This window comes from Mycobacterium sp. GA-1199, assembly GCF_001500045.1.
Taxonomy (GTDB): domain Bacteria; phylum Actinomycetota; class Actinomycetes; order Mycobacteriales; family Mycobacteriaceae; genus Mycobacterium.
Map to the genome: position 1 here is coordinate 1 of NZ_LQIX01000010.1, position 25653 is coordinate 25653.

Sequence of the window (25653 nt, forward strand, 5' to 3'; positions counted from 1 at the left end):
ACACACCGGCCCAGCGGTTAGCCGCACTCCTCGACCAAGCCGCCGCCTAAACGTTGCACTCACCGGTTGACAATGCCCGCGAAAATCGTCGTCAGATGCACAAACGGGCCTCGAAGGCTGACTAAGAGCCCTTCAGCAACGACTCGGTCGCCGAGAGCAGTGCGCAGGTGGCCAGACCGTCGATCGCGGCCCGCAGCTCGGGCTCGGGGGGCATCGTCGGGGCGATACGGATGTTCTTGTCTTCCGGGTCTTTTCGATACGGGAACGTCGCGCCCGCCTCAGTCACCGCGATGCCCGCGTCCTTGGCGAGCGCCACCGTGCGCTTGGCCGTGCCGGGCAGGACGTCAAGGCTGATGAAGTACCCGCCCTTGGGTTCGGTCCACGACGCGATCTTCGAATCGCCGAGCCGCTCGGAGAGGATCTCCAACACCGCGGCGAACTTCGGGGCCAGCAGCTGCTGGTGACGCTGCATCTGGAGGCGCACGCCGTCGGCGTCGCGGAAGAACCGCAGATGGCGCAGCTGATTGACCTTGTCCGGGCCGATCGACTTCTTGCCTGCGTGCTGCAGGTACCAGGTGATGTTGCCCAGCGAGGCGCCCAGGAAGCTGACCCCGGCGCCGGCGAACGTGATCTTCGACGTCGACGCGAACACCAGGGGACGGTTGCCGTTGCCGGCGGCCTCGGCCAACCCGAGCACGTCGACGTTGCGGACGAAGTCGTGGGTCAAGGTGTGCACCGCGTAGGCGTTGTCCCACATCAACCGGAAATCGTTTGCCGCCGTTCGCATCTGAACCAGCCGGCGCACCGTCTCCCAGGAGAACGTGACGCCGGTCGGGTTGGAGTACACCGGCACGCACCACATCCCCTTGATCGCGGGATCGGATGCCACGAGTTCCTCGATGAGGTCGACGTCAGGACCGTCCTCGAGCATCGGCACGGTGATCATCTCGATGCCAAGGCTCTCGGTGATCGCGAAATGCCGGTCGTAGCCGGGGGCCGGACACAGGAACTTCAGTGCGGGCTCCTTTGCCCACGGCCACGCCGAGTCGGGGCCGCCGTGCAGCATCGAGAACACGACGACGTCGTGCATCAACTCGAGGCTGGCGTTGTTGCCCGCGATCAGGTTCTGCACCGGGATGCCGAGCAGTTCACCGAAGATCGCGCGCAGCTCGGGCAGACCGTGCACGCCGCCGTAGTTGCGGACGTCGGTGCCGTCGCCGTCACGGAAGTCGTCGGGACCGGGCAATTGGAGCAGCTTGTTGGACAGGTCCAACTGCGCCGCGGACGGCTTTCCCCGGGTCAGGTCGAGCTTGAGGCCCCTGGCCTGCAGTTCGGCGTAGTTGCTTTTCTGCTGCTCGTGTTCTGCGACGAGTTCGTCCCGGCCGAGCGACAGAAATGACACCGAACGCCTTTCGACTGAAGATGCGGGAAATGAAGGGGACCCCGCGCACCCGCCAGAGCCCATTGACCCTTGCTGCCTTCCGGCCCTGGGGGAGTTCACAGGATGGACGCCGCGCGGGGTCCACGGCGAGTCTAATACCCGAGCCGGTCGCATCCGGATCGGCTCGGGCCTGAGGTCGGCTACCATGGCCCGCGGAGGATTCGCCTAGTGGCCTATGGCGCTCGCCTGGAACGCGGGTTGGGTTAATAGCCCTCGCGGGTTCAAATCCCGCATCCTCCGCACTCGGCCCGGGGTGCGGCCTGTCGGCGCGTTCCGACGGTCAGGCCCGGTCGCACCCCGGGCCAAACAATCGTCTAGGAGGAGAATGAGCCGCACTGTCGCGGTGACCTGGCACGCGTCGTTCAGCGTCGTGGCCGGTGTTCTGTACTTCTTCTTCGTCCTGCCCCGTTGGTATGAGCTCTCCGGTGACATCCCGCACACCTTCGGCACCGTGATGCGCATCGTATGCGGCGCGTTGATCGGGCTGGCCGCGCTGCCGGTGGTGTTCACCCTGCTGCGGACTCGACGCCCGGAATTCGGAACGCCCCAGATGGCGCTGAGGTTGCGGACCCTGTCGATCGGGCTGCACGTGCTGGCCGGCGTGCTGATCGTCGGCGCGGCTATCAGCGAGATCTGGCTGTCCCTCGACACTGCGGGGAGGTGGCTGTTCGGTATCTACGGCGCCGCGGCAGCGATCGCGCTGCTCGGCGTTTTCGCGTTCTACCTCGCTTCGGTGGCAGAAATGCCACCACTGCCCCCCAAGCCGCTGAAGGTCAAGGAGCCCAAGCAGCGCCGGGGTCGCCGCCGGGGCGCGAAAGCCGAGGAAGAAACCGAGGACCAGGCCGAAGACACCGCCGAGGTTGCCGAAGAGACCGAGGATGCCGCCGCGGCCGACGAGGCCGAGGTGGCCGACGAGTCCAGCGGCGAGGACGACGCCGAGACGGGCGAGGACGCCGGGGCCACCGAAGAAGTCGAGGTCAAGGCCGACGCCGACGAGCCCGAGTCCGGTACCGAGGAATCCGCGGCCGAAGCCACCGAAGAAGCCGAAAGCGGCGACGGCAAATTGCGCAATCGCAGACCCGAAACGGCACGTCGCCGCCGTCGACGCTTGCGCGGCGGCGTCGCGCTGGACGATTAGTCGTCCCCGGGATCGGGCAATATGGGCCTATGGGCAAATTCCCCTTTCGGCGTCCAGTCACGACGCTGCTGATCGCATTGGCCATGGCGTTCGCCGTGGTGGCGCCGGTGTTCCCGGCCGCGGCGGCCCCCGGCGACCCCGTCGCCGCCGCCGCTCAGGTCGAACCCTCCGTCGTCCGGATCGACACCGAGATCGACTATCAAGGCGCATACGGAAACGGCGCCGGATTCGTGATCGATCCCAACGGCCTGGTCCTGACCAATTTCCACGTGGTATCCGGTGCGGATCGGATCACTGCGAGCGTCGGCGGCCGGTCCTATCCGGCTGAGTTGGTCGGCTACAACCGCAAGCGCGACATCGCGGTGCTACAGCTGATCGGCGGGACCAACCTGCCGGTCGCACCGGTCGGTGACTCGGCGCTCTTGGCGCCCGGTGAGCCCGTCGTCGCACTCGGCAACGCCAACGGGACGAACGGGCCGCTGACGCGCGAGGCCGGCACGATCACCGCGTTCGGCCGGACGGTGAACGCCGAGGACTCGCTGACCGGCAGCAAGGACGAACTCGCCGGTCTCATCGAGTTCGCCGCACCGGTCGTCGCGGGTGACTCCGGCGGCCCGGTGGTCAACGGCGCCGGTCAGGTCGTGGGCATCACCACCGCGGCGTCGGTGAACTTCCGCTTCGGTCCGGGCGGTGAGGGCTTCGCGATCCCGATCAACGATGCGTTGCCGATCGCCAACCAGATCCGGTCCCGGATGGCGTCGGCCGACGTGCACATCGGCCCTCCGGTGCTGCTGGGCGTCGGGGTGCGCTCGGCGCAACGCGGCCCCGGTGTGCAGATCGCCGACGTGCTGCGCGGCGGGCCGGCCGACCGGGCGGGACTCGTTCCCGGCGACGTGCTGGTCGTGCTCGACGGCACGCCTCTGGATTCGGCGACGACGCTGACCTACGTGCTGGACCGCCACTATCCCGGCGACGTGGTCGACCTGACGTGGGTCGATCGGGCCGGGGTGGAACGGACCGCCAAGGCCACCCTGACGCCCCTCTAACGGCCCAGGAGTCGTTCCAGGCCGGCGATGAGCACGTCGAGCTCGAAGTCGAACTGGTGCTCGGCGTCGTGGCGCTGAGATTCGGCCGAGGCGAGCACTACGCGCAGCGCCGGATAGGTGTCCTCGGGTTCCCACTCCAGGGCCGCCGACGTCTCGGCTCGGTGCCGGTGCATCCCCGACGGCGTCTGCGCGGCGCTGCTGTGGGCGGCCGACTGCGCGATGTTGGAGGCCGCGGTCAACCCGTACCGGGCGGTGTCCGGTGCAAAGCCGGCCGTGAGCAATGTGTCGAGCACTCGGTCGGCGAGCGCCAATGCGGCGGCCGCGCCCAGACCTCGTAGTCGGGTGAAGTCGGTGGCGGCGCCGACCTGGGTCAGCCCGTTGCGGAACGCGACGGTGTAGGCGCGCAGGACCGCCCGCCAGTCGTCGCCGTCGGGCAATTCGACGCTGGTGAGTTCGCGTTCGAACAGGTCGGTCACCACCAACGTCAGCAGGCCCTCCCGGTCGCCGACGTAGTAGTGCAGGGCCTTGCGACTGACCCCGAGCGCATCAGCGACCGCCTGCATCGTCAGGTCCGCGCTCGCCACGTCCCTGGCCGCCGCGACGATCTGGTCGCGGCTGATCCGGGGTGGGCGACCCCTGGTTCGGCCGCTCATCACGGTCAGACTAGGGCCTGACGCGATCATTTTTCGCCGCGCGGTAAAAACCGCCCCACGAAGCACCGCCCTTCCCTATGCTGTGCGGGTGCCAAACACTCCCTATCGCGTCGTGCAGTGGACCACCGGCAATGTCGGCAAGAGTTCGGTCCAGGCGATCGCCACGAACCCGAACTACGAACTCGTCGGCCTCTATGCGTGGTCGCAGGACAAGGTGGGCCGGGACGCCGGAGAACTCGCCGGCATCGCACCTCTCGGCGTGAAGGCCACCAACGACGTCGACGCCCTGCTCGCCTTGAAGCCCGACGTCGTGGTCTACAACCCGATGTGGATCGACGTCGACGAACTGGTCCGCATCCTCGAAGCCGGCGTCAACGTCGTGTCGTCGGCCTCGTTCATAACCGGACACAACCTCGGCGCGGACCGCGACAAGCTCCAAGAGGCATGCAAGCGCGGCGGTTCGACACTCTTCGGGTCCGGGATCAGCCCCGGCTTCGCCGAACTGCTCGCCATCGTGGCCGCAACGGGCTGCGACCGGGTCGACAAGATCACCATCGCCGAATCCGCCGACACCACGCTCTACGACTCCCCCGACACCGAGCGGCCCGTCGGGTTCGGCACCGCGATCGACGATCCGAACTTGGCACCGATGGCCTCGAAAGGCACCGCGGTGTTCGCCGAGGCGGTGCGGCTGGTCGCCGACTCGATCGGTGTCGAGCTCGACGAGATCAAGTGCGTGTCCGAATATGCCCAGACCACAGAGGATCTGGTGATGGCGTCATGGACGATCCCGGCCGGCCACGTCGCGGGCGTGTACGCCAGTTGGCAGGGAATCGTCGACGGCAAGACGGTGGTCGACATCAACGTCCGGTGGAAGAAGGGCACCACCCTCGACCCGGACTGGCAGATGGACGCCGAGGGCTGGAAGATCACGATCGACGGCCGGCCGACGGTGAACATGCAGGTCGGTTTCCTGCCCCCGCAGGACATGATCGAGAACGCCAAGTCGATCGAAGACTTCTTCGTGCTGGGCCACATCATGACCGCCATGCCCCCGATCCATGCGATCCCGGCGGTGGTGGCGGCGCCTCCCGGCATCGCGACCTACAACGACCTGCCCTTGCCGCAGGCGCGCGGCGTCGGGCCCAGGCGGTAACGCTCAGCCGGTCACCTGCAGGACGTTCGCCTTGAGTTGGGCGGACGGCGGTCCTTCCAGGACGACGTCCTGCAGAATCTGCGCCTGGCCGTTCTCCACGGTGAACTCGCCCTTCTGCGGTGCGTTACCGCCGACCACCTCGTAGAACACGGTGAACGGCGTTTTCGGGAGCGGATGCATGCCAATGTATTTCGGCTCGATCGAGTACTTGTAGAAGCATCCGGGCGCTTCGGGTGCGCAGTGCTGGTCGGTGACGGCGACGTTGATCGTGAACTCGAACGGCTCCGGAACCTTCGGCGGCGGCGCCTGGGTCGCAGGCTTCGCTGATGGGGTTTCGGTCTGGCGGGCTTCCTTGACCGACCCGAAGACCATCACGGCTGCCACTCCGACACCGCTGCCCACGAGCGCGACCAGCGCCAGGGCCGCCAGCAATCTACGAACGGTCGTCGAAACGCGCATACGAACAGCAGACCCGGTTCACCGCCCGATCGGCGGCATTTCGACGTGCTGAGCGAGTCGTGTCAGCCGCCCGGCGGCGGAGCGACCGTGGTGGTGGTCGGCGACGGCGACTCGGTCACGGTGACGGTGTCCGTCTCGGTCGGCGGGGTGGTCGTGGCCGGCGACTCCGCTGGCGGGGTGGTCGTGGCCGGTGTTTCCGTGACCGTGGTGGTCGGTGGTGGAGGCGCAACCGCGGTGGTGGTGACGACGGTGGTCTGCGTCTCGACCGACGTGGTGCCCGCGGTTCCCGGGCTGATGACGCCGCACGCGATCCGCGGTTGTTCGGCAGCGGCCGGGTCCTCCATGGTCGCGCTCTCGTGCAGGACGATCGACGATCCCTGCGGGGTCGTGAGCTGCTCCTCGGTGAAGGCGTCGCTGGTCGCGACCAGCTTGCCCGCGCCGTTCGACCGCACCAGCAGGGGCGGCAGATCGCCACTGGCGGGCATGCCCGTGTGGCCGGGCGCCTGGAAGTGCTCGCCCGCGGACGCGAATCCGTCGCCGGCCTCGCACACGCCGATCTGGTGAATGTGCATGGCGTGGAAGCCCGGCGACAGGATGCCGTCCTCGACGGTTTCGACGGTCACCGTGGCATACCCGCCGGAGAAGTCGATGGTCGCGTCGGCGACGTGTCTGCCGTCGACCGTGTTGATCTGGGTGGTCATGCCCTGAGCGCTGGGCGTGGTCGTGGTCGTGGTCGTGGTGGTGGTGGCCGAATCGTCGGACGCTTGATTGGAACAACCGACCGCGACTGCGAGCACACCCAAGGCAACACTGACTTGTTTGATCATGAACTCCCCGTACCCGTGTGACGCGCCACACAAACCGGGGAGCGCGGTCGTCAGTGCCTGATGCGGCGCCGCCTGCCCTTGAAGATCGTCAGGAAGATCGCACCGATGCCCACCGCCGCCACGACGACGGCCGCGATGATCAGCGTGAGGTCCTTACCGCTCAGGCCGGTGGGGGTGGAGTCGTTCATCAGCTGTAGGTCGTAGTCGCCTGGCAGCGGCCCCTCCCCCGGCGCTTCCATACCTGGGAAGCTCTGCGTCTGATAGACCTCGAATTGCGGTACGCCGCTCTCGTTCTGCTTCCACTCTCCCCAGGCCGGGGTGACGCCGTCGAGCAGAACCTTGCGCGCCCCGCCGGCGGACGGGTCGGGGCCGACGTCGACGAGTTTGCGTACCACGATGGGCCGGTACGTCGCGTTCGTGTACTTCACCTGTACCGGCACATCGGTGAGGGTGCGCACCGGTGGCGGCGGCGGTGGAGGCGGCTGCCCCGGTCCGGGGACGTAGCCGCCGCCGAAGAAGTTGCCGACCGCGACGTCAAGGGGTACGCCCAGCGGGTTGAGCCGCATCGCCGTGAAGTTGTACGAACCGAGATCGCGCACTTCGGTGACGATGCGACCCAGCGGGGGGATCAGCAGTATCCGGGGCACGCCGGCGACCTCGTAGACCAGCTGCAGCGGCTCCGGGTAGGGGTTGAAGATCAACGGCCGGAAGTACTGGTCGTACTGGACCCAGTTCGGCTGCCACTGCATCACCCGGTAGTTCGCGGCGACAGCGGGGTCCGCCGCCACACCCGGCGCGCCGGCCGCCCCCGGATCCGCCGCCGGTACGACGAGGTCCCTGAGCCGGTTGATCTCCGCAGTCGGGGCCGGCGGTGGGTCCTCGCGGACCGGGGCGGCCTGCTGGGCGATCTCGATGTTCTGCGGCGATGCTTCCAGGCGCTGCGGCTCGGGGGTCGTCGTCACGCCCGCGGCGAGCTCGGCGTCTTGTGTCACCGATGACGGGTCGGTCGAACCTCCACCTGCGGGCGCCACCTCCGAAGTCGACTGCGGGTCCGTCGTGAGTGTCGGATCGGCTGTCGACTCCTCAGGCGGCGATGCGGTCGGCGAGGGTGAGGTCTTGGCGGCCGAGGAGCCGGCTGGTGCCGTCGCTTCGGTTGTCGCCCCGGGCGCAACGGTTGTCGTGGCAGGGGTTGGTGCGGTCACCTGTGTTGTTGCCGTTGTCGACGGCGCCGGCGTCGCGGCGGGCGCAGTGGTCCGGGGTTCTGGCTTCGCGGTGACCTCAGGCGCGGCCGTCGTCACCACCTCGGGCGCTTGCGTCTCCTCGGGCACGACGGGCGCCTCGGTCACCACGGGTGGCTGCGTCTCGACGGGAGCCTCGGTCACCACGGGTGCGGGCGCCTCCGGGGTGACGACCGGCGCTTGGATGGGCGGTTCCGGAGCCGCAGGCACCGGCATCTGGGACGGAGCCTCATACGTCGGCGCTTCGTAGGCCGGAACCTCGGCAGGCGCCTCTTCGGCAGGAGCGTACGTGCTCTCGGTCGGGTACGTCGTGTCGGTCGGCTGGGCCAGAGTCGTTGGCGCGCCGGCACTCATCACCGTCAGCGCCAGCGCCGCCGACGAGGCCAGCGTTATCGAGAAATAGCGGAAGCGTCGAATATCAACGACCAGAGAGCTTTTCATCACTGCTCACCAGCAAGGCTGACGACGGTCGATCTGGAACAAGTTGGCCGCCGCACACTCTCCGGCGTTGCTGGCGACGAGATTGCGGATCTGCCAGTACAAGTCGGCGGTGGCCGTGGTGGCCAGCCGCGCCGCCAGGTCGAAATTGTTGATCGGCGGATTGCTTCCGGGCACCTGGATGATGCCTCGCGGGGTGTCCCACGCGTCCTTGTTCAGCATCGAGTGGCACTCGGCGAATCCGGGCGGGGGGCCTTGCGGCGGGCAGCCTCCCAGCGGGTCGCTGTGGTTGCTGTTTACGTCGAAGAATCCGGTGTGCAGGCCCGCTGGCAGGGTGGCCGGATCACAGGTCGGCATCAGCGGAGGCGGCATCCGGTCCAGCTGGCCGACCGCGATGTTGTCCTCGACCCAGTTCGAGTGCGAGAAGAAATCCTGCAAGGCATGAGCCAGGCCGCCGAACGCCGCTCGGGCGGCGGGCCCGTCGACAAGATCGACACCGCCGGGACCCGTCGGTTGGGCGCCGCTGAGAATGACCGGCGTGAAGAACTTCCAGGCGTCCTGGGTGCGGGCACAGATGTCGGCGGGATCCTTCGCATTATCGATATGGCGGAAGTCGTCGGCAAAGAATGCATCGCTGCCGACCACACCGGCACCCGGCGGCGGGCCGACGAGGATCTGACCGATGGTGGCCTCGTCGACGCCCAGCGGCACCAGTGCATCGCGCGTAATGCGGTCATGGTTTTGAACCTGGAACGCCGCCGCAGGCGCGCCGCCCCACGCGAAGAGAACCGCAACGGCAGCGACCACCGCCCCGGTGATCGACCGATAGGGCTTGGGCGTACGAGACGATTTCATCGACTTTCCCCTTTGACCTGGATATCCCCCGATTGGCCAGTCGTCGAATTCTTTCAGCCCGAAGATGCGGATACTCCAGAATCCGAAAAATCAGCAAATTTGACGCCTGGGCTGTCAAATTCATAGCAGACCTGTGCCGGCCGCGCTCGGCAACTGGGGTTGCCGACGGCGTCGGCATTTTCGCGCGCACGGTCGTTCCGGAAGCGAACGGGCGGCCGACCGGCTTATGGTGAGCACTGTGAACCTGCTGGTTCGGCGCAGTCCCGGGGAGGCGTAGTGGACGGAGCGCCCTTCGGCCGATACCGATTGGTCGAGTTGCTGGGCCGCGGCGGTATGGGGGAGGTCTGGAAGGCATTCGATACCGCTACCCAACGCGTGGTCGCGGTGAAGGTGCTGCCCGCTGCACTCGCCTCAGATCCGGTGTTCAAACAGCGCTTCCGGCATGAAGCGTTCGCAGCCGCCGGATTGACCAATCCCCACGTCGTCCCGATCCACAACTTCGGCGAGATCGAGGGCCGGTTGTATGTGGACATGCGGCTGATAGAGGGACAGGACCTCGAGCAGTTGCTAACTCGCGGACCGCTGGAACCCGAACGGGCAGTGAAGATCATCGAACAGATCGCGTCGGCACTTCATGCTGCGCACCGCATAGGACTCGTCCATCGCGATGTCAAGCCTTCCAACATCCTCGTCGCTGAGGACGACTTCTCGTACCTGATCGACTTCGGTATCGCTCGCGCGGCCGGTGATACCAAGTTGACCGCCACGGGAAACGTCGTCGGCACATGGCCGTACATGGCGCCGGAGCGGTTCACCACCGGCCAGACCGACAGCCGCTCGGACATCTACGCGCTGACCTGTGTGTTGTACGAGTGTCTCACGTCCAGTCGCCCCTTCCCCGGCGACAGCGTCGAGCAACAGATCGCAGGCCACCTGACCACTCCTCCACCGCGACCGTCGATCGCGCGCCCAGGGGTGACGCTGGAGCTGGATGCGGTGATTGCGGCCGGGATGGCCAAAGACCCCGACGAACGCTATGGCACCACAGTCGAACTGGCGCGAGCGGCCAGCACCGCGCTCACGACCGCTGCCGTCCCCACCCGACCAGCACAGCCCGGCTCGACGCCCACGGCCGCTGCTGTTGCGCCCTCGGCACCCACGTCGGTCGAGGGCACGGATCGCGTCGGATATGCCTGGGCTCCAACGCAAGCCCGCCCGGCCGAAGAGCTCGATCCCCCGGCCGCACCTACCGAGACCGGCCCGCCCGAGCATGTGAAGAAGGCGTGGGCGCCGACCCATGCCGCCAGTCCTGCAGACGGTGAACAGGCAGCCACTCCCACTCCAGCGCGGCCGGCGGAGTCGACCGCCCACACCGAAACACGGCCGCCTCCCGTCGATTCGGACGACGACCATGACGGCGGTCCGTCTTGGCCTTGGTGGCGGCGAACGGCGATCGTCGTGCCGATCGCCGTTGTCCTCATCGTCGCGGCCGTTGCCACTATCCTCGCCGTGCTCAGTGGCGGAGACGGCGAACCCACCTCCCGACCGGCGAATGCGGCGTTCGACGGGACGTTCACAGCACGGTTGGGGCCACCGACGAAGCCCAACGGTGAGCCATATCCGGATGCACAGGGCGCGACCGAAACCTGGACGGTCGAGTCAGCGTGCCGTGACGGCGCTTGTATCGCATCGGCGACAAAGCTCAACGGCTCCAGCGCAACGCTTTCGACGGTGATGTTCGATGAAGTCGACGGACGGTGGGAAGCGGTCAACGCAAGACGGGGATCGTGCCAGGGCGCCGAGAGCGTCGACCTTTGGGAGGTGTTCTCCCTGCAGTCGCAGGCCGACGGCGCACTGAAGGGCGAGTTCATCGTTCGCTCGGCGAACGGCACCTGTGCAAGCAACCAACCCGTGACGTTCACCCGCACCGGAGACCGGGATTCCGGCACATCCGTCCGCGACCCCGCGACCCAGCTGCCGCGTGTGACATCGCCCGCCCAGGCTCTTCACGGCCGATACCAGGAAGTCGACACCTACGTCGACGGAAACCGCAGTGCCGAAGTGAGTTTCGACATCCAGACTTACTGCCTGCGGACCGGTGAGCGCTGCCTCAGTTACTGGTCTAATCCCAACGACGTCAAAGTCCTTGTGTTCCAGAACAATCAATGGGTGTTGACCAACACCTCCGCCGACTCACGGTGCAAGGGCGGCGAGCCCGCGCACCGCGAGATCAGCTTGACCTATCCACTACCGCAGCCTCCGCAGGACCCGATCACCCTGCTCACCGGCCGCGGTCATTACACCGTCACAGGTGGCTGTCCGTTCAGCAGCGACTTCGACTCGCGGGTACAGCGCACCGGTGACTAAAGCAGGCCTGCGACGAAAGACGCGGCTTGGTCGGTCATGCCGGGAACGTACTGGTGGTGCGCCGCCCGGTTGTCCAGATCACCTTCTCCGCATATCGGGTCGTTCGCATTACACAGGTCGATGGTCCGGCCGCCGTACACGGGGCTGAGCGCGTTCAGGGGACCTAACACCTTGGCGAGCGGGTTCCCGAACACCGCAACCGCCGCCACATGATCCGACGCTTGAGGGGGCAGCGGCGCCGCGACGGCGCCCAGATCGAGGCCGGGCACGGCCTCCAAGCCGGGTATCGCGGCGGCACCCGGTATCGCACCGAGCCCAGGGGTGACGCCCAACATCAAGTCGACGACGGCCGCGCCCTGTGAGAAGCCGCCGAGCACTATCTTCGTGGCCGGACAATTCGCGCTCGTCAACGCCACGTGACCGTTCGCATCGGCGGCGCCGTCGGCGGCACGCAGAAAGTTCATGGTCGCCGCATAGTTGACCGCGTAAACACCCACCGATCTGCCACCCACCTTCGAGCGCAGGGAGTCGATGAATGCTTGACCGACGGGGCCGACGCCCGGCGGATCACCGGTCCCGCGCGCGAAGATCACCTCGATGTCTGGGCACTGCTGGGCGTCCGCGGCGGGGACCACCCCGGGCGCGCCGAGCACCGCGGCGGCCGCCAAGGCGGCGAGGCAGACCCGGGCAGCCGTCCGCGTCAACGACCATCTGTTGGCCATTGGTTGATGCTAGGAGCAGATCGCGGCAGAGGGCGGGTTTTGACCGTCAACTGTTGACCGGATTGCCGTCCTCGTCCCAGTTGGCCGCGACCTTCTTGCTCGGTTGCACGCGCGGCGGCTCCCCGGGCATCTTCGGGTAGCTCGGCGGATACGGCATATCGCCGAGCCCGCGCTCCTCGTCGGCCTTGACCATGTCCAGCAGCTTGTTGATCGACTGCGGCTTGCGGTCGATGTCGGCCCACGGATCGGGCCGTCCCGCAAGGAAATCGGGCACCGACGTGATCGTGTAGTCGTCGGGGTCGGCGGTGCGAAGCTCGTCCCAGGTCAACGGAGTGGAGACGGTGGCGATGGGGGTCTTGCGCGCCGAGTACGCGGAAGCGAAGGTTCGGTCCCTCGCATTCTGGTTGTAGTCGATGAAGATGCGCTCACCCCTCTCCTCCTTCCACCATGACGTGGTGACCGCGTCGGGCGCCCGGCGTTCGACCTCGCGGGCCAGCGCGATGCCCGCGCGACGCACGTCGATGAAGTCCCAGTCCGTCTTGATCCGGAGGAAGACGTGCACACCGCGCCCGCCCGATGTCTTCGGATAACCGATCAGGCCCAATTCGTCGAGCAGCGGCTTGAGCACGTCGACCGCCACCGAGCTGGCGTCGGAGAAACCCGTTCCCGGTTGCGGGTCCAGGTCGATACGCAGTTCGTCGGGATGCTCGGTGTCGGGACATCTCACCTGCCAGGGGTGCAGGGTGACCGTGCCCATCTGGGCCGCCCATGCGATCGCCGACGGGTGGGTGACCTTCAGCGCGTCGGCGGTGCGACCGGACGGAAAGGTGACGGTGCACGTCTCGAGGTAATCGGGATGCTTCTGCGGGACGCGTTTCTGGTAGATCTCCTCGCCCTCGATGCCGTCGGGGAATCGTTGGAGGTGCACCGGCCGGTCACGCAGCAGCGCGACCATCGGTTCGGCGACGGACAGGTAGTAGTCGAACAGCTTGCCCTTGGTGCCGCCTTTGCCCAGCTTCGGGAAGTACACCTTGTCACGGTTGGTCAGCCGCACCTTGGTGCCGTCGACATCGACTTCCTCTGCGGCTTTTCCCATCTCAGGACTCCAGTACGTCGTAGAGGTCGTAGTTGAGCGGAACGTCTAGCTGGTCGAAGGTACAGCTGCGCGGGTCGCGGTCGGGCCGCCAGCGGCGGAACTTCACCGCATGCCGGAAGCGTTGGGCGGCACCGCCGTTTCCCTCCATCTGGTCGTAGGCGACTTCGCAGACCTTCTCCGGCCGGATGGGAACCCACCGCTTGTCGGCGGCGGAGTTCCAGCGGCTGGGGTCGCCGTCGCGCATCTCGTCGCCCTCACGAAGTGGCTCGAGTTCGGCCAACAACTTGATCCGGTCCTTGGCCGTGAAAGACGCTGCGCCACCGACCATCTGCAGCTCGCCGTCATCGTTGTACAGGCCCAACAGGATCGAGCCGATACCCTCGCCGCTCTTGTGGATGCGATAACCCATCGCCACACAATCGGCGTCGCGGGCATGTTTGACCTTGACCATCTCGCGCTTGCCGGGCAGATAGGGTCCGTCGAGCCGCTTGGCGATAATGCCGTCGAGGCCGGCGCCTTCGAACTCTTCGAGCCACCGCACGCCGAGCTCGGGGTCTTCGGTGGTGCGGGTGACGTGACACCACTGCTTCTGGTTCACCGCATCCAGGAGCGCTTCGCGGCGGATCCTGAAGGGTTGCTTGAGCAACGAGTGGTCGCCGGCGGCCAGCGCGTCGAACCCGATGAAGTGGGCGGGTGTCTGCTCGGAGAGCATCTCGATGCGGCTGGCGGCGGGGTGGATACGCTGGCTCAGCGACTCCCAGTCCAGGCGGGTGCGGCCGCCGAACTCGCGGGGGACGACGATCTCGCCGTCGACCACGCACCGCGGTGCCAGCTCGTCGCGGACGGCCTCGACGACATCGGGAAAATACCGGCCGAGGTCTTTACCGCTACGGGAGAGCAGAACAACCTCGTCGCCGTCACGGAACACCAGCGCACGGAACCCGTCCCATTTCGGCTCGTACGACCACACCCCGGCTTCGGGCGGGACCTTCGCCTGGGCCTTGGCCAGCATCGGTTCGAGCGGCGGCAGCACAGGCAGGTCCACCTGGCCCATTATTGCCTCCACGTCACTCCAGACCGCTGGATTGCCTCCACACCCATGTAGACCGCCCGCACTCGGCAAGGTCATCGCCGGGTCATGGCCTGCGACAATGGCCCAATGCAGCTGCCAGTGATGCCGCCGGTGTCGCCGATGCTCGCGAAATCGGTGGTGTCGATCCCGCCGGACGCGTCGTACGAACCCAAGTGGGACGGCTTCCGGTCGATCTGCTTCCGCGACGGCGATGAGGTCGAACTCGGCAGCCGCAACGAGCGGCCGATGACCCGTTACTTCCCCGAACTCGTCGACGCCGCCCGACAAGAGCTTCCCGCACGCTGCGTCATCGACGGCGAGATCATCGTCGCCTCCGATCGCGGGCTCGACTTCGAAGCGCTCCAGCAGCGCATCCACCCCGCCGACACCCGGGTCCGGATGCTGGCCGAGAAGACGCCGGCGTCCTTCATCGCGTTCGACCTGCTCGCTCTCGACGACATCGATTACATGCAAAAGCCTTTCAGCGAACGCCGCACGGCACTCGTGGACGCCCTTGCCGGTGCCGGTCAGAAATTCCATGTCACACCCGTGACGACGGATCTCGCGACAGCGCAGCGCTGGTTCGACGACTTCGAGGGCGCCGGCCTCGACGGCGTCATCGCCAAACCGCTGGCGCTCACCTATCAACCCGACAAGCGCGTGATGTTCAAGATCAAACATCAACGGACGGCGGACTGCGTCGTCGCCGGCTACCGCCTCCACAAGTCGGGTGAAGACGCCATCGGGTCGCTGCTTCTCGGGCTGTACCAGGACGACGGCACGTTGGCTTCCGTCGGCGTGATCGGCGCCTTCCCGATGGCCCGCCGCCGCGAACTCTTCGTCGAATTGCAGCCGCTGGTAACCACGTTCGACAACCATCCGTGGAATTGGGCGGCGCACATGGTCGGTGAGCGGACGCCGCGCCGCAACGAGGGATCGCGCTGGAACGCCGGCAAAGACCTCTCGTTCGTACCGTTGCGGCCCGAGCGGGTGGTCGAGGTGCGCTACGACCACATGGAGGGTTCGCGGTTCCGCCACACGGCGCAGTTCAACCGCTGGCGCCCCGACCGGGACCCACGGTCGTGCACGTTCGACCAGCTCGAGCAGCCGGTCACCTTCAAGCTGGGCGACATCGTTCCCGGGCTCGGCTGACCGGAGAACTTTCGCCAACTCGGCGATGTCCGGGCACTTCACGTGTGATGCTGCCCCCATGGCGATCAGACGCGCAACGGCGGCGGCGGTGCTGCTCATCGGTGCCGCGATCGGATCGGCGGCCCCCGCGTGGGCGGACGGTCGGCTCGAGGGCGAGTACCGTCTGATCAACGGCGCAACCTCGAACACGTGGTCGATCACCACTCAGTGCAACTCCGAAGGTTTCTGCGGCGGAACAATTTCGAGTTCGACCGGGTTGATCGCGCAGATCAGCAGGCAGGCCGACGGCCCTTGGCTCGTCGAGCGTCACGATGTCTTCAACGGACGTCCGTGTGCCGACGGCAGCAGCGGGCCGGCCGACGTGACGTACGAGTTCGATCCGGCGACTTTGGCGGGCAACCTTCGCTACACCTGGAAACCCGGGACGTGCAACGACCCCAATCCCGGACAGACCGAACAACCGATAAGCCTGCAGCCGCTGTAGCCGCTGGTGCGTCAATCCTGCGTCGCGCGTTGGAAACTCAGCGTTTCACCACGCACGCCGCCCATCCACAGGGCCTGGCAGGCCTCGGCCATCTCCTCGAGGCCTTCGATGACGGTGCCGAACACGTTGCCCGGGACCCAGCCCTGATCGCCGTTGATGAGCAGGTTGTTGCGCCCGTAGAACAGCGCCAGGTCGACGATTGCTCCGGTGGTGCCTGTGCCGGTGGTGTTCTCGTAGCCGTAGGCGGGGTTGCCCAGTTGGTCGGAGTCGAAGGAGAACCAGCACAGGTCACCGGGGATGGGCGTCACCGTGGTGTTCTCCTTGCCGGGGTCCTTCGCCGCGAATTCTGGTAGCAGCGTGTAGATCTCGTTGCGAGCGTATTTTCCGTGGAATACCTGAGACGAAAGCGGCAGCGCGTCCCACACCGCCGCGCAGGTGCGGGGCGCCGCATCGTCGAGCATGCGGGCAATGCAGCTGACGCCGCGCTTGTCGAGGGACACGGTGATCAGCCTGCTCATCGAACTCCTTGTGTTGTCAACGCCGGTGTGCGACGGTGCCAGTCGGTGGCCATTTCGTGGGTGCGGCCCACCCGCAGCACCAACGCATCGGCGTGCCGGGGGCCGACGATCTGCAGCCCGATCGGCAGGCCTGCCGCGGTGAATCCGCACGGCACGCTCAACGCGGGCTGCTGAGTCATGTTGAACGGGTACGTGTATGGCGTCCAACTCGCCCAGTAATGCGACCGCCAGCCCTCGGGTACGTCGCGACCGACGCTGAACGCCGGTAGCGGAAGCGTCGGCGTGATCAGCACGTCGTAGGTTTCGTGGAACCGGCCCATCGCCTGCCCCAGGTGCATGCGCACGGCCGTCGCGTCGAGGTAGTCCGACGCGGAAAACGACGCCCCCACCGCAGCGATCCGGCGCAACCCCGCGTCGACCCGGTCGTCGACCGCTTCGCCATAGGCCTCCAACACCTTCGCCGCACCTGCGAACCACAGGACGTGGAAGGCCTCGATCGGATCGGCGAACCCGGGGTCGACCTCCTCGACCCGGGCACCCGCATCGGATAACACCGTCACCGCGGCGCGCACGGCCGCATCGACCTCCGGATCGTTGCGCACGTAGCCCAGCCTCGGGGAGAACGCCACCCGCAGGCCGGCGATGCCGTCGTCGAGTCCGGTCAAGAACGACTCACGGGGTGTGGGCATCGCCGACCAGTCCCGGGCATCGAAACCGGTGATCACGTCCATCAGCGCGGCGGTGTCGACGACGGTCCTGGTCATCGGGCCGGGGTGAGCCAGCGTGCCGAACGGGCTGGGCGGATAGTGCGGTATCAGGCCGTAGGTGGGCTTGAGCGCGACGGTTCCGGTGAACCCCGCCGGGATCCGCACCGATCCCCCCGCGTCGGTGCCGACGGACCACACACCCATGCCCAGACCGACCGCCGCGGCGCTGCCGCCGCTCGAACCGCCAGCGGTCTTGGTGGGGTCCCACGGATTTCCGGTCACTCCGAAGCGCGGTGAATCGGTGACGCCTTTCCAGGAGTACTCCGGTGTCGTGGTCTTGCCGAGCAGTACGGCTCCGGTCTCGCGAAGCCTCGCCGTGCAGGGCGCGTCCTCGTCCCACGGTCCGGGCTCGTCGATCAGCCAACTGCCCCGCAGCGTCGGCCATCCCTTCGTCCACAGCGCGTCCTTGATCGATGTCGGCACGCCGTCCCCGGGCCCGAGCGGCTGCCCGGCGTGCCAGCGCGCTTCCGAAGCCCGCGCCGCGGCCAGCGCCCCCTCGGGGTCGACGAGCACGTAGGCGTTGACCGCACCGTTGTAGGCGTCGATCGCGGCCAGCGCCTCCTGGGTGGCCTCGACCGGAGAGATGGTCTTGTCGCGGTAGCCCCGGACCAGTTCGGCGGCGGTCGGGATCATCGGGGGCCCTGCGCGGACGTCGTCGCCCTCCGGGCTCCGCCGGGTACGTAGCCGAGTCTCTTGTCCACCACGTTCGCCAAGGGAGCACCTGCCAGCCAGCGCCGCGCGTTGTCGGCGAATTGCTCGGCGAGGGCTTCGCGCCAACCGACAACGTCACCGGCCATGTGTGCGGTGATCGTCACGTTGGGAGCGTCCCACAGCGGATGATCCGGCGGCAGCGGTTCGGTGTCGAAGACGTCCAGCGTCGCACCGCCAATCCGGTTGTCGCGCAACGCCGAAAGCAGTGCCGATTCATCCACCAACGGTCCGCGCCCGATGTTGACCAGATGTGCGTCGGGCTTCATCGCCGACAGCACCGAGGCGTCCACCAGGCCGCGCGTCGAGTTCGTCAGCGGCGCAGCGAGCACCAGGTGATCGCACCAGCCGACCTCATCGGCCAAGTCAGCGCTGGCGACCACGTCGCCGAAGTCGGGGTCGTCCGCCCTGGCCACCCGACCCGCCCCGCGCACCCGCATGCCCACCACCCGCAGCAGTCGCGCGATCTCCCGACCGATGCTGCCCGTGCCGACGACGAGCGCACGGGCACCGGCGATCGCCCGAGTCTCGCGGTGTTGCCACCGATGCTCGCGTTGCAGGGCGAAGCTGGTGCAGCTGTCCTTGGCGTGGGCGAGCAGCGCGCCCAGCACGTACTCGGCGATCGGACGGTCGAACACGCCGCGAGCGTTGGTCACCACCACGTCGGAATCCCGGAGTTCGGCGAAGAGCAACGTGTCGACGCCCGCCGCGGTGACGTGGATCCACTCCAACCCGCGGGCCTCATGCCACACGTCGCGTACTGCGGTCGAGAAGAAGTCCCACAGCAGCAGCGCACGGGCACCACGAACGGCGTCGGCGAGATCGTCGGCGGTGCAGTAGCGGAAGTCGATGTCGAGCCCGTCGAGACCGGGTGGGCGGTCGGTTGGCTTCTTGCACAGGACGGCGACGACCGGTCGGGTGGAATCACCTGTGACCTGCGACGACGGCTCGAAATGCGCGCTCTCGCGGGGGCCTGGCACGACCCGAGGCTAGGGACACACCGTAGGATTGTCAACAATCTGTTGCTGGTTTGGTCATCTGGCCTCACACTGTGCAAATGAGGATCGGGGAATTGGTGCCGCCCCCACCATTGCAGCAGGTAGGCATAGGCGTCGTAACACCATATGACTTCGCGCTCGACCGGGAACTGTGGCGTTGGGTGCCCGACGACGTCAGCCTGTACGTGACGCGGCTCAGATACGCCCCCTTGCCGGTGACCGTCGACATGGCAGTGCACATATCCGACCCCGAACACGTGATCGCGGGCGCGGCCAACGTCCTGGCTGTGTCCCCGATCGTCACCGCGTACGCGTGCACGGCGGGCAGTTTCGTCAAGGGGATGGCCGGGGAGGCCGCCCTGGTCGCGGCGATGCGGGCGGCCGGCGCCCCGGCTGCGGTGACCACCAGCGGATCGATGCTCGAGGCGCTGCGACACCTCGGCGTCGGACGCGTGGCGACCGTCACCCCCTACACCTCGGACCTGACGATCGGCCTGACGAGCTACCTCATGGAGGCCGGTATCGAAGTCGTGGCCACCTCGGGGCTGGGGCTCACCTCGCAGATCTGGTCGGTGCCGTACTCGCGGACCGCCGAGTTGGTCCGCGCCACCGATGTCGCGGATGCCGAGGCCATCGTCATCAGTTGTACGAACCTGCCCACCTACGACCTGATCGCCGAACTCGAGGCCGAGTTGCAAAAGCCGGTCGTCTCGGCCAACCAGGTGACCATGTGGGCGGCGCTGCGCGTGGCCGGGCGCAAAGCCGTGGGACCGGGACAACGCCTGTTCGAGGCGTAGCTGCCGGGGTGCCGGTTGTTAACATTGTCGACAATCTGCGATCGAAAGGGTGTCATGGCGACCGTGGGACTGCTCTATCCGGGGCACAGCGCCGAGGACGACTTCCCCGCGCTCGAGGGCCGGGTCGACGGCGAGCTGCGTCTGCCCGTGGCCGTTACCTCGGTCGGTGAGGACGCGCACCGGGTCGACGCGCTGCTGGATCTCGGTGGCCACGAGCGACTGGCCGACGGTGTGCGCCGGCTCGCCGAGGCGCGCCCGCAGGCGGTGATGTGGGCGTGCACGTCGGGCAGCTTCGTGTTCGGTCCCGAGGGTGCGCGCCAACAAGTCGCGAAAGTCGCTGCGGCTGCGGGTGTTCCGGCGTCATCCACCTCGATTGCGTTCGTCGACGCGCTGCGCCACCTCGGCATCCGGCGCGTCGCCGTCGCCGCGTCGTACCCGCACGACGTCGCCGAGCACTTCGTGCGGTTCCTGTCCGCCGACGGCATCGAGGTGGTCGCGATGGGAAGCCACGGCATCATCACCGCCGCCGAAGTCGGGACGCTGGAGCCGCAGCGGGTGGAACAGATGGTCATCGCTGCCGATCACCCTGACGCGGAGGCGGTATTGGTTCCCGACACCGCGATGCACACCCTGGCGATCATCGATCGCCTCGAAGCCGCAGTCGGCAAACCGGTGCTGACCGCCAATCAGGTGACGGTGTGGAAGGGCCTGCAACTCGCCGGAACGGTGCCCGTGCTCGCGGGCCTGGGCCGGCTGTTCGAGGAGTCCCAGTGACCGGGTTTCTCGCGCCGGTGGAGCAGGAGTCCACGCCGAGCATCGTCGCCGACAAGCTCCGGCAGGCGATCGCGCACGGTGAGTTGGCCCCGGGCACCCAGCTGATCGAGGCCGACCTGGCCCGCAAGCTCGGTGTCAGCCGCGGACCACTGCGCGAGGGGATGCAGCGGCTGACCCAGGAGGGTCTGCTGATCGCAATCCGCAACCGCGGGGTGTTCGTGATCGACATGACGCCCGCGGTGGCCTCCGACATGTACCTCGCGCGCGAGGCCATCGAACGCGCCGCAACCCGCCGGATCCTGCAGGGCGACTACGTGACCGCAGGCGACGAGCTGCTGGCGATCGTCGAGGAGATGGCCGCGGCCAGCGATGTCGACGAGGGCAGCGAGGCCGACATCCGGTTCCACGAACGCCTTGTCGAACTCGCGGGCAGCGAGCGGCTGTCGCGGATGCATCAGACGTATCTCGTGGAGACGCGGATGTGTGTGCACGCGCTGGCCGACACCTACGACAACCCCAACGACCGGGTCGTCGAGCACCACGCGTTGGCCAGCGCGATCAGGGCCGGTGATGTGCAGCTTTCGGACAAGCTGCTGATCGCTCACATGGAGGACGCGGTCGACCGGCTGGTCGAGCGGGTGTCACGCGGCGCCTGAACCTCACAGGGCGATGCCGACGTACTTGGTTTCCAGGAACTCGTCGATGCCCACCGAACCGCCTTCGCGGCCGAGCCCGGACTGCTTGACGCCCCCAAACGGCGCGGCGGGGTTGGACACCACGCCCTGATTCAGGCCGACCATGCCGGTCTCCAACGCCTCGGCGACCCGTAGGGCCCGCCGCAGGTCATTGGTGAAAACGTAGGCCACCAAACCGTATTCGGTGTCGTTCGCGGCGGCGACGACGTCCTCCTCGGTCTCGAACGGGGTCAGCGGCGCGACTGGGCCGAAGATCTCCTCGCCCGACATCCGCGCGTCGCGTGGCACACCAGTCAGCACGGTCGGCGGGTAGAAGTAGCCGTCACGCGATGCCGCCGCACCGCCCGTCAGCACGCGCGCGCCGCGACCAACCGCGTCGTCGACCAGAGCCTGCACCTTGTGCAGTGCGGCGGCGTCGACCAGCGGACCGACGTTCACGCCGTCCTCGGTGCCCCGACCCACATTCAAGGACGCCATCCGCTCGGCCAACCGGCGCCCGAACTCGTCGATCACCGAGGCGTGGACGAAGATTCGGTTCGCCGCCGTGCACGCCTCGCCCATGTTGCGCATCTTGGCGGCCATCGCCCCGTCGACCGCCTCGTCGAGATCAGCGTCGGCGAACACGATGAACGGGGCGTTGCCGCCGAGTTCCATCGAGGTCCGCAACACTTTTTCCGCACACTGCTCGAGCAGGATCCGGCCCACCCGGGTCGACCCGGTGAACGACAGCTTGCGCGCCAGTCCGGAGCGGATCAGGGGTTCCATCACCGCGTTGGCGTCCATCGCGGTGATGCAGTTGACGGCGCCGGCAGGCACACCCGCCTCCTCGAGGATCCCCATCAGCGCCAACATCGTCAGCGGCGTCTGGTGCGCCGGCTTGATCACGCTGGTGCAACCGGCGGCGATCGCGGGTCCCAGCTTGCGGGTGCCCATCGCCATCGGGAAGTTCCACGGTGTGATCAGCAGACAGGGCCCGACGGGCTGGCGTGTGATCAGGAACCGGGCACCACCGGCGGGTGCGGTCTGATAGCCGCCGTCGATTCGGGTGGCCTCTTCGGCGAAATGGCGGAAAAACTCTGCTGCGTAGGCGATTTCACCTCGCGCCTCGGTGAGGGGTTTGCCCATCTCCAGCGTCATCAGCAGTGCCAGGTCGTCGACGCGTGCGTGCAGCAGCTCGAATGCGGCCATCAACATGTCGGCACGCGCCCGCGGCGGCGTCGCCGCGAACTCGCGCTGGGCCGCGACCGCCGCATCGAGTGCCGCGCGCGCGTCGCCGGGCGTGGCGTCGGCGACCGCGCACAGCGTCCGCCCCGTCGCCGGGTCGATGACGTCGAAGCTGCGCCCCTCGCTCGCGTCAATCCACTTGCCGTCGACGAACAGCCGCTTGTCCACCGCCTCGATCACATGCCGCTCGCGATCCACCCACGCCTCCCTGGTCGGATTGTTGACAATCTACAGCGCACCGCTGACGATCATGGCATGAACTCGGCCTCCGAAGCCCCGCAGCTCTCTTCGATCCTCAAACAGGCCACCGGCGTCGTCGCCGCCCGTGGCGAAGGGGTGCTGCTCTACGACGAGCAGGACCGTCCCTACCTCGACTTCACCGCGGGCATCGGGGTGACCAGCACCGGACACTGTCATCCAAGGGTGGTGGCGGCCGCGCAGCGCCAGGTCGCCACGCTGATCCACGGCCAGTACACGACCGTCATGCACCGGCCGCTGCTCACCCTGGTGGAACGGCTGGGAGAGGTGCTGCCGGCCGGGCTGGACCGGTTGTTCTTCGCCAACTCCGGAAGCGAAGCAGTGGAGGCGGCACTGCGGCTTTCCCGGCAGGCCACCGCGCGCCCCAACGTCATCGTCTTCCACGGGGGCTTCCACGGCCGCACCGTCGCAGCGGCCTCGATGACGACCTCCGGCACCAAATTCCGCTCGGGCTTCGCCCCGTTGATGGCCGGGGTTCACGTGGCGCCGTTCCCGGACCCCGGCCACTTCGGCTGGCCGGTCGAGCAGGCCACCGATTTCGCGCTGGCCCAGCTGGACTACCTCCTGCAGACAGTCAGCGCACCCGCCGACACCGCGGCGTTCTTCGTCGAACCCGTGCTCGGGGAAGGCGGCTACGTGCCCGCCAACGAGCGGTTCTTCGCCGGGCTGCGCGAACGCGCCGACGCCCACGGCATCCTGCTGGTCGTCGACGAGGTGCAGACCGGCTTCGGGCGCACCGGCCGGTTCTGGGGCAGTCAGCACTTCTTCGGCGATTCGGGTGTGCGCGCCGACATCCTGATCACCGCCAAGGGCCTCGCGTCGGGCTTCCCGCTGTCGGGCATCGCGGCGCCGGCGGCGCTGATGGAGCGGGCGTGGCCGGGTTCCCAGGGCGGAACATACGGCGCCAACGCGGTGGCGTGCGCGGCTGCCGTGGCCACCCTCGACGTGATCGCCGACGAGCGACTGGTCGACAACGCCGCCGAACGCGGGGCGCAGTTGCGCGAGGCGTTGCAAACCGTTGGCGACAAGTTCGACGCGATCACCGACGTGCGCGGTCTCGGCCTGATGCTCGGTGCCGAATTCCGCAACGCGGCAGGCAGACCCGACGGGGCGACTGCCCTGGCCGTACAGCAGGAGGCCGCCCGGCGCGGCCTGCTGCTGCTGACCTGCGGCGCCTGGGGGCAGGTCGTCAGGTTCATCCCGGCGCTCGTCGTGACCGCAGAGCAGATCGACCAGGCGGCGGGAATCTGGTCCGACGCGGTGAACGCCGTTCTGTGACTCAGCGACTGCCCTCGAGTTCGTAGTCCAACTGCGCCGGCGCCTTCGGGGTTCCGGGTATCTCGGTGCCGTTGATCGGGAACCGGGCCGTCTCGGGGAGCTTGACCAATGCGATCGCCCCGATCACGCAAGCGCCCATCATGTAGTACGCCGGCACGAGGTTGTCGCCCGTCGCGCCGATCAACCAGTCGTTGATCGCCGGGGCGGTGCCTCCGAAGAGCGCGGTCGACACGTTGTAGGCGATCGCAAATCCGGCGTAGCGCACCTGTGTCGGGAACATCGCCGGGAACGTCGCCGAGATGGTCGCAAGCTGCGGAACATAGAGCAGACCCAGCACGGCGAAGCCGATGACTGCCCCGATCACCCCGGTCGACATCAGCATGAACATCGGGATTCCCGCGATGAAGAGCCCGATCAGCGAGATCCACCACACCGGTTTGCGTCCGATGCGGTCCGAGGTGAGGCCGGCGAACGGCAGGAAGATCATCATCGACAGCATCCCGATGATCGGCACGACCAACGACATGTCGGTGGACAGGCCGATCGACTGCTCGAGATAGGTGGGCATATAGGTGAGCAGCGTGTAGTTGACGACGTTGAGCGCGACCACCAGACCGCCCAGGCGCAGGATCGGCCCCCTGTACCGGGTTATGAGGTCCTTGAACTCGGCCCAGATGTTCGTCTCCTGCTCCCCTTCTCTCTCGAGCTCCTTGAAGACCGGCGTCTCGTCGAGCCGGCTGCGCAGGTAGAGCCCTATCAGGCCGAGGGGGGCGGCGATCAGGAACGGCAGCCGCCAACCCCACACGTCCATCTGGTCGTCGGACAAGATCAGCGAGAACCCGAGCATCAGAAGGGCTCCCGTCGAGAAGCCGGCCAGGGTGCCGAATTCGAGGAAGCTGCCCAGCACGCCGCGACGGCGGGTGGGCGCGTACTCGGCCATGAACGTGGCGGCGCCGCCGTACTCCCCGCCCGTCGAGAAGCCCTGGATCATCCGCAGGATCACCATCAGCACCGGCGCCCAGATCCCGATCGTGGCGTAACTCGGAACGAGCCCCACGCACAGCGTCGCACCGGCCATCACCAGGATCGTGATGGCCAAGATCCGACGCCGCCCGAGACGGTCGCCCAGCGGGCCCCAGACGAAGCCACCGAGAGGGCGGACCAGGAAGGAGACGGCGAACGTCATAAGAGCCAACAGCGTCGCGGTCGTCCCGTCACCCGGGAAGATGGCCGTCGAGATGTAGGAGACCCCATAGGCGTAGAGCCCGTAGTCGAACCATTCGGTGTAGTTGCCGACGGCCGAGGCCGCGATCGCCTTCTTCACGTCACCCGACGAGGGTGAGTCCTTCTCGGTATCGTCCTGCGGGCTGGTGGAACCATCGGGGTCCACGTGCGGCCTCCTAGCGTCCGTCGGGCACGACCCTTGGGACGCCTGCACGGCGAGCGCCGGCGTGGGCCGTGTTTCTCGGTGCACAGGCAAATTACCAGCGCA

At 67.4% G+C, this 25653-nt stretch carries 24 protein-coding genes, 1 tRNA gene and 1 other RNA gene; 11 read left to right on the forward strand and 15 right to left on the reverse strand.

Annotated features, from left to right (window positions below; translation table 11 throughout):
* Positions 1-121: 121 nt before the first annotated feature.
* A complete protein-coding gene (locus AU198_RS07985; protein WP_064347365.1) occupies positions 122-1402 on the reverse strand; it encodes an aspartate aminotransferase type Ic in 1281 nt (426 codons plus the stop codon).
* Positions 1403-1432: 30 nt separating this feature from the next.
* An RNA gene (gene ffs, locus AU198_RS25705) (signal recognition particle sRNA small type) lies at positions 1433-1527 on the reverse strand.
* Positions 1528-1595: 68 nt separating this feature from the next.
* On the opposite strand from ffs, the gene AU198_RS07990 reads away from it, so the two are divergent.
* From AU198_RS07990 to AU198_RS08000, 3 genes are all read left to right on the forward strand, one after another.
* Positions 1596-1681: transfer RNA gene (locus tag AU198_RS07990), tRNA-Ser, on the forward strand.
* Between the two features lie 85 nt (positions 1682-1766).
* Complete coding sequence (gene lucA, locus AU198_RS07995; RefSeq protein ID WP_064347367.1) at positions 1767-2579, forward strand: lipid uptake coordinator LucA; 813 nt, start codon at positions 1767-1769, stop codon at positions 2577-2579.
* A gap of 29 nt (positions 2580-2608) precedes the next feature.
* Positions 2609-3625 (forward strand): S1C family serine protease, encoded by a 1017-nt coding sequence (locus AU198_RS08000; RefSeq protein WP_064347370.1) that lies wholly within the window; start codon positions 2609-2611, stop codon positions 3623-3625.
* On the opposite strand, the gene AU198_RS08005 is transcribed toward AU198_RS08000, so the two are convergent.
* Entirely contained in the window at positions 3622-4278 is a 657-nt protein-coding gene (locus tag AU198_RS08005) for a TetR/AcrR family transcriptional regulator (protein WP_064347372.1), read from the reverse strand. The two genes, AU198_RS08000 and AU198_RS08005, sit on opposite strands and share 4 nt — an antisense overlap.
* 88 nt (positions 4279-4366) lie before the next feature.
* Between AU198_RS08005 and AU198_RS08010 the strand changes: the two genes are divergently transcribed.
* The gene (locus AU198_RS08010) at positions 4367-5434 is read left to right on the forward strand and encodes an NAD(P)H-dependent amine dehydrogenase family protein (RefSeq protein ID WP_064347532.1); all 1068 of its coding nucleotides are present in this window, start codon (positions 4367-4369) and stop codon (positions 5432-5434) included.
* A gap of 3 nt (positions 5435-5437) precedes the next feature.
* On the opposite strand, the gene AU198_RS08015 is transcribed toward AU198_RS08010, so the two are convergent.
* The 4 genes from AU198_RS08015 to AU198_RS08030 form a co-directional block, all read right to left on the reverse strand.
* Positions 5438-5893, reverse strand: a complete 456-nt coding sequence (locus tag AU198_RS08015; RefSeq protein ID WP_064347374.1) for a hypothetical protein — start codon at positions 5891-5893, stop codon at positions 5438-5440.
* 62 nt (positions 5894-5955) lie between these two features.
* Entirely contained in the window at positions 5956-6720 is a 765-nt protein-coding gene (locus AU198_RS08020) for a superoxide dismutase family protein (protein WP_197416059.1), read from the reverse strand.
* Between the two features lie 50 nt (positions 6721-6770).
* Entirely contained in the window at positions 6771-8399 is a 1629-nt protein-coding gene (locus tag AU198_RS08025) for a superantigen-like protein SSL4 (protein WP_064347376.1), read from the reverse strand.
* A gap of 6 nt (positions 8400-8405) precedes the next feature.
* A complete protein-coding gene (locus AU198_RS08030) occupies positions 8406-9251 on the reverse strand; it encodes a hypothetical protein (RefSeq protein WP_064347378.1) in 846 nt (281 codons plus the stop codon).
* 276 nt (positions 9252-9527) lie between these two features.
* Between AU198_RS08030 and AU198_RS08035 the strand changes: the two genes are divergently transcribed.
* Complete coding sequence (locus AU198_RS08035; protein WP_064347380.1) at positions 9528-11618, forward strand: serine/threonine-protein kinase; 2091 nt, start codon at positions 9528-9530, stop codon at positions 11616-11618.
* On the opposite strand, the gene AU198_RS08040 is transcribed toward AU198_RS08035, so the two are convergent.
* Genes AU198_RS08040 through AU198_RS08050 form a run of 3 tightly spaced genes read right to left on the reverse strand, consistent with a single transcriptional unit; the run spans position 11615 to position 14490 of the window.
* The gene (locus AU198_RS08040) at positions 11615-12340 is read right to left on the reverse strand and encodes a cutinase family protein (RefSeq protein WP_064347381.1); all 726 of its coding nucleotides are present in this window, start codon (positions 12338-12340) and stop codon (positions 11615-11617) included. The genes AU198_RS08035 and AU198_RS08040 overlap by 4 nt on opposite strands.
* Before the next feature lie 46 nt (positions 12341-12386).
* Positions 12387-13436: a non-homologous end-joining DNA ligase gene (ligD, locus tag AU198_RS08045; RefSeq protein WP_064347384.1), complete on the reverse strand. Its 1050-nt coding sequence runs from the start codon at positions 13434-13436 to the stop codon at positions 12387-12389.
* Position 13437: 1 nt separating this feature from the next.
* Positions 13438-14490, reverse strand: coding sequence for an ATP-dependent DNA ligase (locus tag AU198_RS08050; RefSeq protein ID WP_064347385.1), 1053 nt, complete (start codon positions 14488-14490; stop codon positions 13438-13440).
* A 105-nt stretch (positions 14491-14595) separates the two neighbouring features.
* Between AU198_RS08050 and AU198_RS08055 the strand changes: the two genes are divergently transcribed.
* Both AU198_RS08055 and AU198_RS08060 read left to right on the forward strand, forming a co-directional pair.
* Entirely contained in the window at positions 14596-15660 is a 1065-nt protein-coding gene (locus AU198_RS08055) for an ATP-dependent DNA ligase (protein ID WP_064347388.1), read from the forward strand.
* 58 nt (positions 15661-15718) lie between these two features.
* Entirely contained in the window at positions 15719-16144 is a 426-nt protein-coding gene (locus AU198_RS08060) for a hypothetical protein (RefSeq protein WP_064347390.1), read from the forward strand.
* 11 nt (positions 16145-16155) lie between these two features.
* Here AU198_RS08060 and AU198_RS08065 read toward each other — a convergent pair whose 3' ends face one another.
* Genes AU198_RS08065 through AU198_RS08075 form a run of 3 tightly spaced genes read right to left on the reverse strand, consistent with a single transcriptional unit; the run spans position 16156 to position 19036 of the window.
* Positions 16156-16662: a DUF3830 family protein gene (locus tag AU198_RS08065; RefSeq protein WP_064347392.1), complete on the reverse strand. Its 507-nt coding sequence runs from the start codon at positions 16660-16662 to the stop codon at positions 16156-16158.
* Complete coding sequence (locus AU198_RS08070; RefSeq protein ID WP_064347395.1) at positions 16659-18062, reverse strand: amidase; 1404 nt, start codon at positions 18060-18062, stop codon at positions 16659-16661. Before AU198_RS08070 ends, AU198_RS08065 begins: the two co-directional genes overlap by 4 nt.
* Positions 18059-19036, reverse strand: coding sequence for a D-2-hydroxyacid dehydrogenase (locus AU198_RS08075; RefSeq protein WP_064347537.1), 978 nt, complete (start codon positions 19034-19036; stop codon positions 18059-18061). The genes AU198_RS08070 and AU198_RS08075 overlap by 4 nt, the downstream gene beginning before the upstream one ends.
* 158 nt (positions 19037-19194) lie before the next feature.
* Here AU198_RS08075 and AU198_RS08080 point away from each other — a divergent pair, with 158 nt between their 5' ends.
* The 3 genes from AU198_RS08080 to AU198_RS08090 are packed head-to-tail and all read left to right on the forward strand — an operon-like array spanning position 19195 to position 21362.
* Positions 19195-19932, forward strand: a complete 738-nt coding sequence (locus AU198_RS08080; RefSeq protein WP_197416060.1) for a maleate cis-trans isomerase family protein — start codon at positions 19195-19197, stop codon at positions 19930-19932.
* Positions 19933-19986: 54 nt separating this feature from the next.
* Complete coding sequence (locus AU198_RS08085) at positions 19987-20706, forward strand: maleate cis-trans isomerase family protein (RefSeq protein WP_197416061.1); 720 nt, start codon at positions 19987-19989, stop codon at positions 20704-20706.
* Complete coding sequence (locus tag AU198_RS08090) at positions 20703-21362, forward strand: GntR family transcriptional regulator (protein WP_064347396.1); 660 nt, start codon at positions 20703-20705, stop codon at positions 21360-21362. Before AU198_RS08085 ends, AU198_RS08090 begins: the two co-directional genes overlap by 4 nt.
* 3 nt (positions 21363-21365) lie before the next feature.
* On the opposite strand, the gene AU198_RS08095 is transcribed toward AU198_RS08090, so the two are convergent.
* Positions 21366-22823 (reverse strand): NAD-dependent succinate-semialdehyde dehydrogenase, encoded by a 1458-nt coding sequence (locus tag AU198_RS08095; RefSeq protein WP_064347398.1) that lies wholly within the window; start codon positions 22821-22823, stop codon positions 21366-21368.
* 57 nt (positions 22824-22880) lie between these two features.
* On the opposite strand from AU198_RS08095, the gene AU198_RS08100 reads away from it, so the two are divergent.
* The gene (locus tag AU198_RS08100) at positions 22881-24161 is read left to right on the forward strand and encodes an aspartate aminotransferase family protein (protein ID WP_064347399.1); all 1281 of its coding nucleotides are present in this window, start codon (positions 22881-22883) and stop codon (positions 24159-24161) included.
* A gap of 1 nt (position 24162) precedes the next feature.
* Here AU198_RS08100 and AU198_RS08105 read toward each other — a convergent pair whose 3' ends face one another.
* On the reverse strand, positions 24163-25485 hold the full coding sequence (locus tag AU198_RS08105; protein ID WP_231744609.1) for an MFS transporter: 1323 nt from the start codon (positions 25483-25485) through the stop codon (positions 24163-24165).
* Positions 25486-25653: the final 168 nt, after the last annotated feature.